The 15,590-nt window shown below is 67.8% G+C and carries 13 protein-coding genes; 10 read left to right on the top strand and 3 right to left on the bottom strand.

Translation table 11 applies throughout. The annotated features are described in order from the left end of the window. The first annotated feature begins 162 nt into the window (after positions 1–162). From ACIP6U_RS07670 to ACIP6U_RS07645, 6 genes are all read left to right on the top strand, one after another. Positions 163–1,104, top strand: a complete 942-nt coding sequence (locus ACIP6U_RS07670; RefSeq protein ID WP_401714053.1) for a hypothetical protein — start codon at positions 163–165, stop codon at positions 1,102–1,104. Then, on the top strand, positions 1,101–1,931 hold the full coding sequence (locus ACIP6U_RS07665; protein ID WP_401714051.1) for an LppX_LprAFG lipoprotein: 831 nt from the start codon (positions 1,101–1,103) through the stop codon (positions 1,929–1,931). The genes ACIP6U_RS07670 and ACIP6U_RS07665 overlap by 4 nt, the downstream gene beginning before the upstream one ends. Positions 1,932–2,216: 285 nt before the next feature. Further along, positions 2,217–2,747 carry a 50S ribosomal protein L10 gene (gene rplJ / locus ACIP6U_RS07660; RefSeq protein ID WP_280878475.1) on the top strand — a complete coding sequence of 177 codons (531 nt, stop codon included), beginning with the start codon at positions 2,217–2,219 and terminating at the stop codon, positions 2,745–2,747. A gap of 123 nt (positions 2,748–2,870) precedes the next feature. Continuing rightward, the gene (gene rplL, locus ACIP6U_RS07655; RefSeq protein ID WP_401714430.1) at positions 2,871–3,251 is read left to right on the top strand and encodes a 50S ribosomal protein L7/L12; all 381 of its coding nucleotides are present in this window, start codon (positions 2,871–2,873) and stop codon (positions 3,249–3,251) included. Positions 3,252–3,804: 553 nt separating this feature from the next. After that, the gene (gene rpoB, locus ACIP6U_RS07650; protein ID WP_401714049.1) at positions 3,805–7,290 is read left to right on the top strand and encodes a DNA-directed RNA polymerase subunit beta; all 3,486 of its coding nucleotides are present in this window, start codon (positions 3,805–3,807) and stop codon (positions 7,288–7,290) included. 100 nt (positions 7,291–7,390) lie between these two features. Beyond that, on the top strand, positions 7,391–11,290 hold the full coding sequence (locus ACIP6U_RS07645; protein WP_123998326.1) for a DNA-directed RNA polymerase subunit beta': 3,900 nt from the start codon (positions 7,391–7,393) through the stop codon (positions 11,288–11,290). A 61-nt stretch (positions 11,291–11,351) separates the two neighbouring features. Here ACIP6U_RS07645 and ACIP6U_RS07640 read toward each other — a convergent pair whose 3' ends face one another. The 3 genes from ACIP6U_RS07640 to ACIP6U_RS07630 form a co-directional block, all read right to left on the bottom strand. Further along, a complete protein-coding gene (locus ACIP6U_RS07640; protein ID WP_401714047.1) occupies positions 11,352–11,645 on the bottom strand; it encodes a hypothetical protein in 294 nt (97 codons plus the stop codon). Positions 11,646–11,685: 40 nt separating this feature from the next. After that, entirely contained in the window at positions 11,686–12,015 is a 330-nt protein-coding gene (locus ACIP6U_RS07635; protein ID WP_401714045.1) for a hypothetical protein, read from the bottom strand. Between the two features lie 254 nt (positions 12,016–12,269). Continuing rightward, complete coding sequence (locus ACIP6U_RS07630; RefSeq protein WP_401714043.1) at positions 12,270–12,710, bottom strand: helix-turn-helix domain-containing protein; 441 nt, start codon at positions 12,708–12,710, stop codon at positions 12,270–12,272. 209 nt (positions 12,711–12,919) lie between these two features. Here ACIP6U_RS07630 and ACIP6U_RS07625 point away from each other — a divergent pair, with 209 nt between their 5' ends. From ACIP6U_RS07625 to rpsG, 4 genes are all read left to right on the top strand, one after another. Further along, positions 12,920–13,663 carry a hypothetical protein gene (locus ACIP6U_RS07625; RefSeq protein ID WP_401714041.1) on the top strand — a complete coding sequence of 248 codons (744 nt, stop codon included), beginning with the start codon at positions 12,920–12,922 and terminating at the stop codon, positions 13,661–13,663. Positions 13,664–13,916: 253 nt separating this feature from the next. Continuing rightward, positions 13,917–14,381: a DUF1707 and DUF4190 domain-containing protein gene (locus ACIP6U_RS07620; protein ID WP_401714429.1), complete on the top strand. Its 465-nt coding sequence runs from the start codon at positions 13,917–13,919 to the stop codon at positions 14,379–14,381. Between the two features lie 332 nt (positions 14,382–14,713). Beyond that, complete coding sequence (gene rpsL / locus ACIP6U_RS07615) at positions 14,714–15,085, top strand: 30S ribosomal protein S12 (RefSeq protein WP_003948652.1); 372 nt, start codon at positions 14,714–14,716, stop codon at positions 15,083–15,085. Between the two features lie 2 nt (positions 15,086–15,087). Continuing rightward, a complete protein-coding gene (gene rpsG, locus ACIP6U_RS07610) occupies positions 15,088–15,558 on the top strand; it encodes a 30S ribosomal protein S7 (RefSeq protein ID WP_007384059.1) in 471 nt (156 codons plus the stop codon). Positions 15,559–15,590 lie beyond the last annotated feature (32 nt).

Below are 15,590 nucleotides of genomic sequence, written 5' to 3'. Positions count from 1 at the left end.
GCGCTCATCCCGGTAGCCGCGTCAGGGACGCGACAAAAGCACGACGGGCTCCGCAACCTTCACGGGTGCGGGGCCCGTCCTTTGTGTGTGCGGATATTTCCGTACGGCTGTCAGTGCCCTGAGCTACCGTCGGGACACAGCAAACGCTTAGGGGTGGGACGAATGAAGAGCACGACCGTGCGCCGGGTGGCCCTGTCGATCGCTGTGGGGACCGCTCTGGCAGGGGTGGCCGCCTGCGGTTCCTCGGACTCCGGCGGCGGGTCCGCCAAGGACGACAACGCGGCCGGCAAGGGCAGCGCCCGGTTCAGCCCGATAGCCGCCCTGCGCACCGCCGAGAAGTCCACCGACGGCGCCGACTCCGCCAAGGTCGAGTCCACGACGTCCATGGGCTCCGTGATGTCGATGACCGCCGACGGCGCCCTCGGCTGGGCCGACGGTCTCACCGGCAACCTCGTCATCACGTACACCGGCGGCACGATGGCCGACACCATGCGCCAGCTGGGCACCACGTCGATGCAGGCCCGCTATCTGCCCGACGCCTACTACGCGAAGATGGGCGAGCAGTTCGCCCAGCAGGCCGGCGGCAAGCACTGGATCCGGTACGGCTACGACGACCTCGCGGACCTCGGGGGCAGCTCCGGCGCGTACCTCAAGGACCAGATGCAGAACACGACCCCGAACCAGTCGGTGAAGCTCCTGCTGGCCTCCGGGGACGTCAAGAAGGTCGGCACCGAGAAGGTGCGCGGCGTGCAGACCACGCACTACTCGGGCACGGTGGACGTGGCCGACCTGGCCCGCAAGAACTCCAACCTCACCGCGAGCCAGCTGGCGGGCCTGAAGAAGCAGCTCACCCAGGCCGGTGTCAGCACCGAGACCGTGGACATCTGGATCGACGGCAAGGACCTGCTGGTCAAGAAGGTCGAGAAGGGCCAGATGACAGCCGGTGAGTACACGCAGACCGCGTACTACAGCGACTACGGCACGAAGGTGTCCGTCACCGAGCCGGCGGCGAGCGACACCGAGGACTTCAAGGACCTGCTGAAGAAGCAGGGCATGACACCGGGCAGCGGCGACACCGCCAGCGGCTCCGACTCCAGCTCTTGAGATCGGCGGTCGGGGCGGGCACGGTCGGAGCGACCGGGCTCGCCCTGCTGCTGTGCGCGGGCTGCGTGGACGGTAGTGGTGGCGCGGGAGGGTCCTCGGACTCGTCCGCCGCCGCGGCCGTCGCCCGGGCGGTCAGGGCGACCGAGGGCGTCTCGTCGGTGCACTACCGGACCAGCGGGCGGATACCGGAGCAGGGGCAGGTCGAGACCGAGGCGTCCGTCGCCGCGAAGCCGGCCCGGGCCCGCATGGTCACCAGCAGCCGGGACGACGGCAACTCCACGGAGGCCGAACTGCGCCTGGTCGACGGGGTGTTGTACCAGAAGGCGACCGACAACGGCGTGGCCCAGCAGGCACACGGCAGACACTGGGCCGACTTCGGTTCAGAGGCCAAGTTCACCGCGGCCGGCGGACTCAGGATGGACGTCGGTGGGCTACGCGACCAGGTCGGGCAGAACCCGGCCCGGGACGCGGCCTTCCTGGCGGCCGCCGACGACGTACGGCGGACCGGCACCGAGACCGTCGCGGGCACCCGCACCACGCACTACACGGGAACGGCGACCCTCGACGGCCTCCGCGACTCCGTGACCGGGAAGGCGAAGGCGGACCTCGCGCAGTACGAGAAGCTGGGCGTCGACGAGCTCACCCTCGATGTGTGGGTGGACGGCGACGACCACGTCAGGCGGCTGCGCACCCAGGGCTTCGGCCGGCACGGGGAGCTCGATCTCACCGTCACGCTCCTCGACTTCGGCAAGCCGCTGACGGTGCGGGCACCGGCCGCCGACGACACGGTGGACGTGCCCGAGGCGGTCGAGGAGTCGCGGGGCTGAGCATCGTAGGAGCGGATTTGCTTGACAGGGATGCGGTCCCGTACTCTCCAGGAGAAGCCAAAGACCGCTGGTCGTTGCCGGGCTCTCGGAAGAGGGTTCGGTGGCCGAAGGATCCGCTGAACTGCGGACGACCCGCGCAGGTGACACTGTGGAAGTACTCCCGGAGTCTGCTGCCCAACAGCTGCTGAATCCGGTCGAGTTACGCCCCGTGCGCCTGCGCCGGGGCGTTTCGTATTCCTCAGCCCCTTCTGAGCGGTCCAACACCCGGAAGGAGGCCGACGCTCTATGGCAAGGCCCGACAAGGCTGCCGCGGTAGCCGAGCTGACGGAGCAGTTCCGCAGCTCGAACGCCGCCGTGCTGACCGAGTACCGGGGTCTCACCGTGGCGCAGCTCAAGACGCTGCGTCGTTCGCTCGGTGAGAACGCCCAGTACGCCGTGGTGAAGAACACGCTGACCAAGATTGCGGCCAACGAGGCCGGGATCTCCACGCTCGACGACCTGTTCAACGGTCCGACGGCGGTCGCCTTCGTCACCGGTGACCCGGTGGTGTCGGCGAAGGGTCTTCGTGACTTCGCCAAGGACAACCCGAACCTCGTCATCAAGGGCGGTGTCCTTGACGGCAAGGCGCTGTCCGCCGACGAGATCAAGAAGCTCGCGGACCTCGAGTCCCGCGAGGTTCTGCTCGCCAAGCTGGCGGGTGCCTTCAAGGGCAAGCAGACCCAGGCTGCTCAGGTCTTCCAGGCGCTCCCCTCGAAGTTCGTCCGCACCGCGGAGGCGCTTCGTGCCAAGCAGGCCGAGCAGGGCGGTGCCGAGTAATTCGGCTCGCGAAATGACCGCCGCCTGAGGCTCCGCGCCCCGAGGCAACGGTCGTAGCGGGCCGAACGTACGCCCGCCAGACATGTACACACCCGGCACCAGCCGAATTAGTGAAGGGAAGCCATCGTGGCTCTCACCCAGGACGAACTGCTCGCCGAGTTCGAGACGATGACCCTCATCCAGCTTTCCGAGTTCGTGAAGGCGTTCGAGGAGAAGTTCGACGTCACCGCCGCCGCCGCGGTCGCCGCCGCCCCGGCCGGCCCGGCCGCCGCTGCCGAGGTCGCTGAGGAGCAGGACGAGTTCGACGTCATCCTCACCGGCGCCGGCGAGAAGAAGATCCAGGTCATCAAGGTCGTGCGTGAGCTGACCTCGCTGGGCCTGAAGGAGGCCAAGGACCTCGTGGACGGCGCCCCGAAGCCCGTCGTCGAGAAGGTCGCCAAGGAGGCCGCCGAGAAGGCTGCCGAGTCCCTCAAGGCCGCCGGCGCCTCCGTCGAGGTCAAGTAACACCTTCGAGGCCCCCTGGGCCTCCGCGCGCGAACGCGGCCCGATCGGGCTGTAACGCGAGAGCACCGAAGAGCGATCATCCATCCGGGTGGTCGCTCTTCGGCGTTACGGGGAGGCGGGCCACGGTTGCCTTGCACCCGCTGTGGCGGCGGGTATGGTGATCTTCGTCGTGTCTCCCGCGCACCGGGTTTGCGCAGAGGGGCCTTGACGAACCGCACGGAGCGCGCAATTCTCAGGACGCGTCGCCAGAACGGTCCGAATCCGAGGCATGGATCGGCGACGAAGAGGGCAGTATCAACGTGCGTTGAAGGCAGGCATGGCGCAGGCGTTGAGGACAACGAGGGTCTCAGAAAATGGGGACTGGACATCAGTGTGCCGAGTGGCTACACTGACCCTTTGCGCTGCCTGTTAGCTGTCCCCTGCCCGTCACCAGGGGTCTGCCCTCACCTGAGCACCGATGACCGAAGCCCCTTTGAACTGGGGTTTCTGTCTCCGTGGCCGGGGAGGGACCGGGGAGCGCGTAGTGAGTCCGAGCCCTCGGAAGGACCCCCTCTTGGCCGCCTCGCGCACTGCCTCGACCGCGAATACGAACAACGCTGCCAGCACCGCCCCGCTGCGCATCTCTTTTGCAAAGATCAAGGAGCCCCTCGAGGTTCCGAACCTTCTTGCGCTGCAGACCGAGAGCTTCGACTGGCTGCTCGGCAACGACGCGTGGAAGGCTCGAGTCGAGGCGGCTCTGGATTCCGGTCAGGACGTCCCCACCAAGTCCGGTCTGGAGGAGATCTTCGAGGAGATCTCCCCGATCGAGGACTTCTCCGGGTCGATGTCGCTGACCTTCCGCGACCACCGTTTCGAGCCGCCTAAGAACAGCATTGACGAGTGCAAGGAGCGCGACTTCACGTACGCGGCTCCGCTCTTCGTCACCGCCGAGTTCACGAACAACGAGACCGGCGAGATCAAGTCCCAGACCGTCTTCATGGGTGACTTCCCCTTGATGACGAACAAGGGCACCTTCGTCATCAACGGCACCGAGCGTGTCGTGGTGTCGCAGCTGGTCCGCTCGCCGGGTGTCTACTTCGACTCCTCCATCGACAAGACGTCCGACAAGGACATCTTCTCCGCCAAGATCATCCCGTCCCGGGGTGCCTGGCTGGAGATGGAGATCGACAAGCGCGACATGGTCGGTGTCCGTATCGACCGCAAGCGCAAGCAGTCCGTCACCGTTCTCCTGAAGGCTCTCGGCTGGACCACCGAGCAGATCCTCGAGGAGTTCGGCGAGTACGAGTCGATGCGCGCCACCCTGGAGAAGGACCACACCCAGGGCCAGGACGACGCGCTGCTCGACATCTACCGCAAGCTGCGTCCGGGCGAACCGCCGACCCGTGAGGCCGCGCAGACGCTGCTCGAGAACCTCTACTTCAACCCCAAGCGCTACGACCTGGCCAAGGTCGGCCGCTACAAGGTCAACAAGAAGCTGGGTGCGGACGCTCCGCTGGACGCGGGCATCCTGACCGTCGAGGACATCATCTCGACGATCAAGTACCTGGTGAAGCTGCACGCCGGTGAGACCGAGACGGTCGGCGACAGCGGCGGCTCCATCGTCGTCGAGACCGACGACATCGACCACTTCGGCAACCGTCGTCTGCGCAGCGTCGGCGAGCTCATCCAGAACCAGGTCCGCACGGGTCTGGCTCGTATGGAGCGCGTCGTGCGTGAGCGCATGACGACCCAGGACGTCGAGGCGATCACGCCGCAGACCCTGATCAACATCCGGCCGGTCGTCGCCTCCATCAAGGAGTTCTTCGGCACCAGCCAGCTGTCGCAGTTCATGGACCAGAACAACCCGCTGTCGGGTCTCACCCACAAGCGCCGTCTGTCGGCTCTTGGCCCGGGTGGTCTCTCCCGTGAGCGGGCCGGCTTCGAGGTCCGTGACGTGCACCCCTCGCACTACGGCCGCATGTGCCCGATCGAGACCCCTGAAGGTCCGAACATCGGTCTGATCGGTTCGCTCGCCTCCTACGGCCGCGTCAACGCGTTCGGTTTCGTGGAGACGCCGTACCGCAAGGTCGTCGACGGTCAGGTCACCGACGAGGTGGACTACCTGACGGCCGACGAAGAGGACCGATTCGTCATCGCGCAGGCCAACGCCACGCTCAACGACGAGATGCAGTTCACCGAGGCCCGGGTCCTCGTCCGCCGCCGTGGCGGCGAGGTCGACTACGTCGCCGGTGACGACGTGGACTACATGGACGTCTCGCCGCGCCAGATGGTGTCGGTCGCGACCGCCATGATCCCGTTCCTCGAGCACGACGACGCCAACCGTGCCCTGATGGGCGCGAACATGATGCGTCAGGCCGTTCCGCTCATCAAGAGCGAGGCCCCGCTCGTCGGCACCGGCATGGAGTACCGCTCCGCCGTCGACGCCGGTGACGTGGTCAAGGCCGAGAAGTCGGGTGTCGTCCAGGAGGTCTCCGCGGACTACATCACCACCGCCAACGACGACGGCACGTACATCACGTACCGCCTGGCCAAGTTCGCCCGCTCCAACCAGGGCACCTCGGTCAACCAGAAGGTCATCGTCAACGAGGGCGACCGGATCATCGAGGGCCAGGTCCTGGCCGACGGTCCGGCCACCGAGAACGGCGAGATGGCGCTGGGCAAGAACCTGCTCGTGGCGTTCATGCCGTGGGAGGGTCACAACTACGAGGACGCGATCATCCTGTCGCAGCGCCTCGTGCAGGACGACGTCCTCTCCTCGATCCACATCGAGGAGCACGAGGTCGACGCCCGTGACACCAAGCTCGGCCCCGAGGAGATCACCCGGGACATCCCGAACGTCTCCGAGGAGGTCCTCGCCGACCTCGACGAGCGCGGCATCATCCGGATCGGTGCCGAGGTCGTCGCCGGTGACATCCTCGTCGGCAAGGTCACGCCCAAGGGCGAGACCGAGCTGACCCCCGAGGAGCGCCTGCTCCGCGCGATCTTCGGTGAGAAGGCGCGCGAGGTGCGCGACACCTCGCTGAAGGTGCCGCACGGCGAGATCGGCAAGGTCATCGGCGTCCGCGTCTTCGACCGCGAGGAGGGCGACGAACTGCCGCCCGGCGTCAACCAGTTGGTCCGGGTGTATGTTGCGCAGAAGCGCAAGATCACCGACGGCGACAAGCTGGCCGGCCGCCACGGCAACAAGGGCGTCATCTCGAAGATCCTGCCGATCGAGGACATGCCGTTCCTGGAGGACGGCACCCCGGTCGACATCATCCTCAACCCGCTGGGTGTCCCGTCCCGAATGAACCCGGGACAGGTCCTGGAGATCCACCTCGGCTGGCTCGCCAGCCGCGGCTGGGACGTCTCCGGCCTCGCGGACGACTGGGCGCAGCGCCTCCAGGTCATCGGCGCCGACCAGGTCGCGCCGGGTACCAACGTCGCGACCCCGGTCTTCGACGGTGCCCGCGAGGACGAGATCTCGGGTCTCTTCGAGGCCACGATCCCCAACCGCGACGGCGACCGGCTGGTCCAGCCCTCCGGGAAGGCCAACCTGTTCGACGGCCGCTCCGGCGAGCCGTTCCCGAAGCCGATCTCCATCGGCTACATGTACATCCTCAAGCTGCACCACCTGGTCGACGACAAGCTGCACGCGCGTTCGACCGGTCCGTACTCGATGATCACCCAGCAGCCGCTGGGTGGTAAGGCCCAGTTCGGTGGCCAGCGCTTCGGTGAGATGGAGGTGTGGGCGCTGGAGGCTTATGGCGCCGCGTACGCCCTCCAGGAGCTGCTGACCATCAAGTCCGACGACGTGACCGGCCGCGTGAAGGTCTACGAGGCCATCGTCAAGGGCGAGAACATCCCCGAGCCCGGCATCCCCGAGTCCTTCAAGGTGCTCATCAAGGAGATGCAGTCCCTGTGCCTCAACGTGGAGGTGCTGTCCTCGGACGGCATGTCCATCGAGATGCGCGACACCGACGAGGACGTCTTCCGCGCTGCGGAGGAGCTTGGCATCGACCTGTCCCGGCGTGAGCCGAGCAGCGTCGAAGAGGTCTGACGGGAGTCCGGCCGAAGGTCCTGGTGAGGAATCTTCGGCCGGCCCCTGGACCCCCGTATCAGACCCCATGACTTACAACCCTGAGAGGGATTGACGCATAGTGCTCGACGTCAACTTCTTCGATGAGCTCCGGATCGGTCTGGCCACCGCTGACGACATCCGTCAGTGGAGCCACGGCGAGGTCAAGAAGCCTGAGACCATCAACTACCGCACCCTCAAGCCCGAGAAGGACGGACTCTTCTGCGAGAAGATCTTCGGTCCGACCCGGGACTGGGAGTGCTACTGCGGCAAGTACAAGCGCGTTCGCTTCAAGGGCATCATCTGTGAGCGCTGCGGCGTCGAGGTGACCCGCGCCAAGGTGCGCCGTGAGCGGATGGGCCACATCGAACTGGCCGCGCCCGTCACGCACATCTGGTACTTCAAGGGTGTCCCGTCGCGACTGGGCTACCTGCTCGACCTCGCCCCGAAGGACCTCGAGAAGGTCATCTACTTCGCGGCGTACATGATCACGTTCGTCGACGAGGAGCGCCGCACCCGCGACCTGCCCTCCCTGGAGGCGCACGTCTCCGTGGAGCGTCAGCAGGTCGAGAACCGGCGTGACTCCGACCTCGAGGCCCGCGCCAAGAAGCTCGAGGCCGACCTGGCCGAGCTGGAGGCCGAGGGTGCCAAGGCCGACGTGCGCCGCAAGGTGCGCGAAGGTGCCGAGCGCGAGATGAAGCAGCTGCGCGACCGTGCGCAGCGCGAGATCGACCGCCTGGACGAGGTGTGGACCCGGTTCAAGAACCTCAAGGTCCAGGACCTGGAGGGCGACGAGCTCCTCTACCGCGAGCTGCGTGACCGCTTCGGCACGTACTTCGACGGTTCGATGGGTGCCGCGGCGCTGCAGAAGCGCCTGGAGTCCTTCGACCTCGACGAAGAGGCCGAGCGGCTTCGCGAGATCATCCGCACCGGCAAGGGCCAGAAGAAGACCCGTGCGCTGAAGCGGCTGAAGGTCGTGTCTGCCTTCCTGCAGACCTCCAACAGCCCCAAGGGCATGGTCCTCGACTGCGTCCCGGTCATCCCGCCGGACCTTCGCCCGATGGTGCAGCTGGACGGTGGCCGCTTCGCGACCTCCGACCTGAACGACCTGTACCGCCGTGTGATCAACCGCAACAACCGCCTGAAGCGCCTTCTCGACCTCGGTGCCCCCGAGATCATCGTGAACAACGAGAAGCGCATGCTCCAGGAGGCCGTCGACGCGCTCTTCGACAACGGCCGTCGTGGCCGCCCGGTGACGGGCCCCGGCAACCGTCCGCTGAAGTCGCTGTCCGACATGCTCAAGGGCAAGCAGGGTCGCTTCCGTCAGAACCTGCTCGGCAAGCGCGTGGACTACTCGGCGCGTTCCGTGATCGTCGTCGGTCCGCAGCTGAAGCTGCACCAGTGCGGTCTGCCGAAGGCCATGGCGCTGGAGCTCTTCAAGCCGTTCGTGATGAAGCGCCTGGTCGACCTGAACCACGCGCAGAACATCAAGAGCGCCAAGCGGATGGTCGAGCGCGGCCGCACGGTCGTGTACGACGTCCTGGAAGAGGTCATCGCGGAGCACCCGGTTCTGCTGAACCGTGCGCCCACGCTGCACCGCCTCGGCATCCAGGCCTTCGAGCCGCAGCTGGTCGAGGGCAAGGCCATCCAGATCCACCCGCTCGTCTGCACCGCGTTCAACGCGGACTTCGACGGTGACCAGATGGCCGTGCACCTGCCGCTGTCCGCGGAGGCGCAGGCCGAGGCCCGCATCCTGATGCTGTCCTCGAACAACATCCTCAAGCCCGCCGACGGCCGTCCGGTGACGATGCCGACCCAGGACATGGTGCTGGGTCTGTTCTTCCTCACCACCGACGGCGAGCTGCGGAACGTGAAGGGCGAGGACCGCTCCTTCGCGTCCGTCGCCGAGGCCATCATGGCGTTCGACGCCGGCGAGCTCTCGCTGCAGTCGCGCGTGGACATCCGCTTCCCGGTGGGCACCATCCCGCCGCGCGGCTGGACCCCGCCGGCGCAGGAGGAGGGCGAGCCGGAGTGGCAGCAGGGTGACAGCTTCCGGCTGAAGACGACCCTGGGCCGCGCGCTCTTCAACGAGCTGCTGCCCGAGGACTACCCGTTCGTCGACTACGAGATCGGCAAGAAGCAGCTCTCCGAGATCGTCAACGACCTCGCCGAGCGCTACCCCAAGGTCATCGTGGCGGCGACGCTCGACAACCTGAAGGCGGCCGGCTTCTTCTGGGCGACCCGTTCCGGTGTCACCGTGGCCATCTCCGACATCGTCGTGCCGGACGCGAAGCGCGCGATCGTCAAGGGCTACGAGGACCAGGACGAGAAGGTCCAGAAGCAGTACGAGCGTGGTCTGATCACCAAGGAAGAGCGCACGCAGGAGCTCATCGCGATCTGGACCAAGGCGACCAACGAGGTCGCCGAGGCGATGAACGCGAACTTCCCGAAGACCAACCCGGTCTCGATGATGGTGAACTCGGGCGCACGAGGCAACATGATGCAGATGCGTCAGATCGCCGGTATGCGTGGTCTGGTGTCGAACGCCAAGAACGAGACGATCCCGCGTCCCATCAAGGCGTCCTTCCGTGAGGGCCTGTCCGTGCTGGAGTACTTCATCTCCACGCACGGTGCCCGTAAGGGTCTGGCGGACACCGCCCTGCGTACCGCCGACTCGGGTTACCTCACTCGTCGTCTGGTCGACGTCTCGCAGGACGTCATCATCCGCGAGGAGGACTGCGGCACCGACCGTGGCCTCAGGCTCCAGATCGCGGAGGTCGGCGCGGACGGCGTGCTGCGCAAGGCCGACAACGTCGAGACCAGCGTGTACGCCCGTGCGCTGGCCGAGGACATCACCGTCGACGGCAAGGTGCTGGCCCCGGCCAACACCGACCTGGGTGACGTCCTCATCGACGAGCTGGTCAAGCACGGTGTCTCCGAGGTCAAGACCCGCTCGGTCCTGACCTGTGAGTCCGCCGTCGGCACCTGCGCCATGTGCTACGGCCGCTCGCTGGCCACCGGCAAGCTGGTCGACATCGGTGAGGCGGTCGGCATCATCGCCGCCCAGTCCATCGGTGAGCCCGGTACCCAGCTGACGATGCGTACCTTCCACACCGGTGGTGTGGCCGGTGACGACATCACCCAGGGTCTGCCCCGTGTCGTCGAGCTCTTCGAGGCTCGTACGCCGAAGGGTGTCGCCCCGATCTCCGAGGCCCAGGGCCGCGTGCGGATCGAGGAGACCGAGAAGACCAAGAAGATCGTCATCACCCCGGACGACGGCAGCGACGAGACGGCGTTCCCGATCTCCAAGCGCGCCCGTCTGCTGGTCAGCGAGGGCGAGCACGTCCAGGTGGGCCAGAAGCTCACCGTGGGTGCCACCAACCCGCACGACGTGCTGCGGATCCTCGGTCAGCGCGCGGTCCAGGTCCACCTGGTCGGCGAGGTCCAGAAGGTCTACAACTCGCAGGGTGTGTCGATCCACGACAAGCACATCGAGATCATCATCCGGCAGATGCTGCGCCGGGTGACGATCATCGAGTCGGGCGACGCGGAGCTGCTGCCCGGCGAGCTGGTCGAGCGTTCGAAGTTCGAGACCGAGAACCGTCGTGTGGTCCAGGAAGGCGGCCACCCGGCCTCCGGCCGTCCGCAGCTGATGGGTATCACCAAGGCCTCGCTGGCGACGGAGTCCTGGCTGTCGGCCGCCTCCTTCCAGGAGACGACCCGAGTGCTGACGGACGCGGCGATCAACGCCAAGTCCGACAGCCTCATCGGCCTCAAGGAGAACGTCATCATCGGTAAGCTCATCCCGGCCGGTACGGGTCTGTCCCGCTACCGCAACATCCGGGTCGAGCCCACCGAAGAGGCCAAGGCCGCGATGTACTCGGCCGTCGGCTACGACGACATCGACTACTCGCCGTTCGGCACCGGCTCCGGCCAGGCCGTCCCGCTGGAGGACTACGACTACGGTCCGTACAACCAGTAAGGCGTACGTCTGCTGAAGGGCGGTCACCTCGCTTCGCGCGGGGTGGCCGCCCTTCGGCATGTCAGCGAGCGGTGAGCTGGACGAAGGTCACGACCGCGGTGGCGATCGCGGCCAGGACGCCGATGCTGGCGAGCGGCCAGCGGGAGCGCTCCAGCGACTCCACGCGCCGCTCGTGGTCGGCGAGTTGCCGGTCGGTCTGGTCGCAGCGCTGGACCACGAGCGCCAGCGAGCCGTCGACCCGGGCGAGGCGGGAGTCCAGGGAGCCGCGCAGGCGCTCCAGCTCCAGTGCGACGGCGAGCGAGTCGGTCTGGTCAGGGTCGGTGCCGGCCTGGTTCCGCGAGTTGGCGGGGCCCACGTTGCGTCATCTCCTCGGGGGTCTGTTCGGTACGGCCGTCTCAGGGCCGTTCGGTGTCCGGGTGGGGGCGGGCCGGCTGGGGGCCGGAGAGGGGCGGGAAGGGGAGGACCGTCGCGTCGGCGGGGGTGCCGTGGCGGGGCCCCGGCTGTGCCGCCGCCTCCGCCCTGCGGCGCTCGTCGTGTTCGCCGCGGTCCCGCCAGCCCTGGCCGTACGCGGTGAACTCCCGGCGCTCGATCTCGGTCCGTGTGGTGATCACCAGGTCCGGCGGAATCGGACGGCCCTTGAGGTGTGCGGCAAGGGCCCGTCGTAGCTCGGCGCTTGTCCCGGCCTCGTCGGTCTCGTTCCGTTCCGTGTCGTCGTCCCTGGTCATGAGGCCCTCGTATCCCTCCGTACCGTGCGGACCCTCGCTCGGTTCCACTCCGTTCGAATCGAACAAGTGAGCGATAGCTGTTCGCAGGGTACTCCACGCGTGTGCCCGCGCGGGGGAGAAACGGAAGCGATCACCTCCGGTGGGGGGTTCGGGGTGCGGACATGCGAAACGGCGGGCCGTCACCCGGTGTCCGGGTACAGCTCCGCCGCTGCGTCTACTGTGACATGTTGCGATCGCGCTCGCAACTAGTTGGCTCAGTCGGCCGCGAGCGTTCCGGCATCGCCCTCGTCCGGCAGGAACTGCTCGACCACCCGTACGAACATGTCCCGCCGGTCGGCCGGTACGCCCAGCAGCTCCGCGACCTCCTGGGGAGTGGGCCGGCGGCCGGGCTCGGCGCCCGTGGCGGGGAAGGGGGCTCGCTCCTGCGGGTCGGCCAGCTCCTCGGCGGTCAGCCGTCCCGAGCGGATGAGCAGGTCGCGCACCGGCACCCCGAGCACGCGGGCGAGCCGGCGCGTGGTCTCCAGGTCAGGCATGCTCTGGCGGTGCAGGAGGCGAGTGACGGCGGCGCGGTGCACGCCCGCCTCGTCCGCGATCCGCGACTTGCCGCCGCCGCGCGGACTGTCGATGTCGTAGCCGCGGTCGCGCATCAGGCCCTCGACCCATGTGGCGAACGCGTCCAGATCCGGACTGGTCATCTGTCTGCTCGCTTCCCTAGGCGGGGACGTCCAGTTTGCTTGCGCGCGCGGTACTACGTGCGCTCGTGCAAGCAATGAGTATAGAGGCGTGGGTGTCGGATGGGCAGAGTGGCCGGAACTAGATTGCGTGCGCACGCGCAACATGTCAGGGTGGACGGCCCCTGAAAGCCCCCTGCTCCTTCCCCTTTTCTCCCGGACCGAGAGAGGCCATGGCTCCCATCACCCCCGCCACGCCCGCCACCCCCACCGCCCAGGCCGCCCGCTGGATCGACCGGCTGCTCCAGCAGCTCCCCGAACTGGTGGCGGAATTAGCGCCGGGCCGCCCGGCACCGGCCCACCGCCTCGCTGCCCCGCCGTCGACCGGCCACGGCACCGCCCCGATCCGCGTCCACGTCTCCGACGCCCTCCGTGACATCACCGACGGCGTGTTCGAACTGGAGGAGGCCGTGTGCGACCGCCTCGGCCTGCCCCGGCCGCACCGCGCGTCCGTGCCCGAGCGGCTCCGGCGTATCGCCGCGCTCCTCGACGGCATCGCCGCCGACCCCGTGCTGGCCGCGCACGTGCGCGACGAGAGCCGGCGGCTGGCCCGGCGGTGCGCGCGGGCGCTGGGGGACACCGAGACCGTCGTACGGGTCTCCGGGCGCTGCCCCCGGTGCGACTCCGTCTCGCTGCGCGACTTTCCCGAGCGGGGTGCCGTCCTCTGTGTGAACCCCGGGTGCCCGGCGGGCCCGGAGCGGCGGCAGGGGCGGGACGAGGCGGTTCCCGGTGCCCTCGCCGCCCGGGAGGTCGGGGTCGCGCCCGCGACCGTCCGCAAGTGGGTCCAGCTCGGCCGGCTTCAGGTGGCCGGGCGGGCGGGGCGGGCGCGGCTCTTCCGGCTGGAGGACGTGTTCGCGGCCGAACGCGCGGCGCGGAGCGGCTCGCGGGGCCGGGGTGATTCGGGCGACGCACCCTGACGGCAGGGCGTCCGATGCCGCATCATGGAGGAACCTCGGGGGGTTCGGGAGGTGCTCGGTGTCTCAACCGTCGTGGCAGCCGTGGCAGGACAAGGACGAGTCGTCGGCCAACGGCACGCCGTACGACACACCGGGGAGAGACGCGTCCCGGCCGAACTCCCACCCGCACCTTCAGCCCCAGCCGTACTTCCAGCCCCAGCCCTCTCCGTATTTTCAGCCGTGGCAGACCCCCGTCGCCCACACCGCCCCCGCCATGCTCGCCTCGCACGCCGACCGCGAGCGGGCCGTGGACGTGCTCAGGGCGGGGTTCGGGGAGGGGCGGCTGGAGAAGGGGGAGTTCGACCGGCGGGTGGAGCGGGTGTACGCGGCCCGGACCGTCGGGGAACTGGCGCTGCTCGTGGCCGACCTGCCGCTGGGTCCCGTACCGCAGCCGGCGCCCGTCACCGTCGTACCGCGGACGTTCCTGCCGCAGCCGGTGCCGCGGACGAACGGGAAGGCGGTGGGGGCCGCCATCTGTGGGGTGCTGTGTCTGCCGACCTTCGGGCTGACCGGGATACCGGCGGTGGTGCTCGGGCACACGGCGCGTACGGAGATCCGGCGGACCGGGGAGAGCGGCGACGGGCTCGCGCTGACCGGGCTCGTCCTGGGCTGGCTCTCCACGGCGGGCTGGGCGCTGCTGCTGACGCTGATGATCCTGGTGGGTGTCACGACCGGATGACGGCCCGATGACGACCTGGCCCGGCGTGTGCGGAATGTGAAATCGAAGATCGACTACGGCGTAGGGGCTTGACACCGGAGGCCCGGCACTGTTGGTGCCGTCCATTTGTTTTGACCGCAGCGTATGAGCTAGGTACCCTCGGACCTTGTGCCTGGGGTGTGCCCTGGCCCTTGTGCGTGCCTTCGAACCGTACTCGGACCGTGAGCGGCCACCGCAATCTGCGCTCTTACTGCCTGGCGGCGGAAGTCTGCAGCATTCGACACACCCGACCGCGTGGGTCGGCGACGTTCCAGGTTAGCTTCACCATTCGGCACACAGAAACCGGAGAAGTAGTGCCTACGATCCAGCAGCTGGTCCGGAAGGGCCGGCAGGACAAGGTCGAGAAGAACAAGACGCCCGCACTCGAGGGTTCCCCTCAGCGTCGTGGCGTCTGCACGCGTGTGTTCACGACCACCCCGAAGAAGCCGAACTCGGCCCTGCGTAAGGTCGCGCGTGTGCGTCTGACCAGCGGGATCGAGGTCACCGCTTACATTCCGGGTGAGGGACACAACCTGCAGGAGCACTCCATCGTGCTCGTGCGCGGCGGCCGTGTGAAGGACCTGCCCGGTGTTCGCTACAAGATCATCCGCGGCTCCCTTGACACCCAGGGTGTCAAGAACCGCAAGCAGGCCCGCAGCCGCTACGGCGCCAAGAAGGAGAAGTAAGAATGCCTCGTAAGGGCCCTGCCCCGAAGCGCCCGGTCATCATCGACCCGGTCTACGGTTCTCCTCTTGTCACCTCCCTGATCAACAAGGTGCTGCTGAACGGCAAGCGCTCCACCGCCGAGCGGATCGTGTACGGCGCCATGGAGGGCCTGCGCGAGAAGACCAGCAACGACCCGGTCATCACGCTCAAGCGCGCGCTGGAGAACATCAAGCCCACGCTTGAGGTCAAGTCCCGCCGTGTCGGTGGCGCCACCTACCAGGTGCCGGTCGAGGTCAAGCCCGGCCGCGCCAACACGCTGGCGCTGCGCTGGCTGGTCGGTTACTCCCGCGCCCGTCGCGAGAAGACCATGACCGAGCGTCTGCTCAACGAGCTTCTGGACGCTTCGAACGGCCTCGGCGCGGCCGTCAAGAAGCGCGAGGACACGCACAAGATGGCCGAGTCCAACAAGGCCTTCGCGCACTACCGCTGGTAGTCGCTACCCACATCGAGACCGAGAGAAGACCG

The sequence above is a fragment of the Streptomyces sp. NPDC088794 genome (genome assembly GCF_044750545.1).
GTDB lineage: Bacteria > Actinomycetota > Actinomycetes > Streptomycetales > Streptomycetaceae > Streptomyces.
This window is presented reverse-complemented; position numbering and strand designations above follow the sequence as displayed.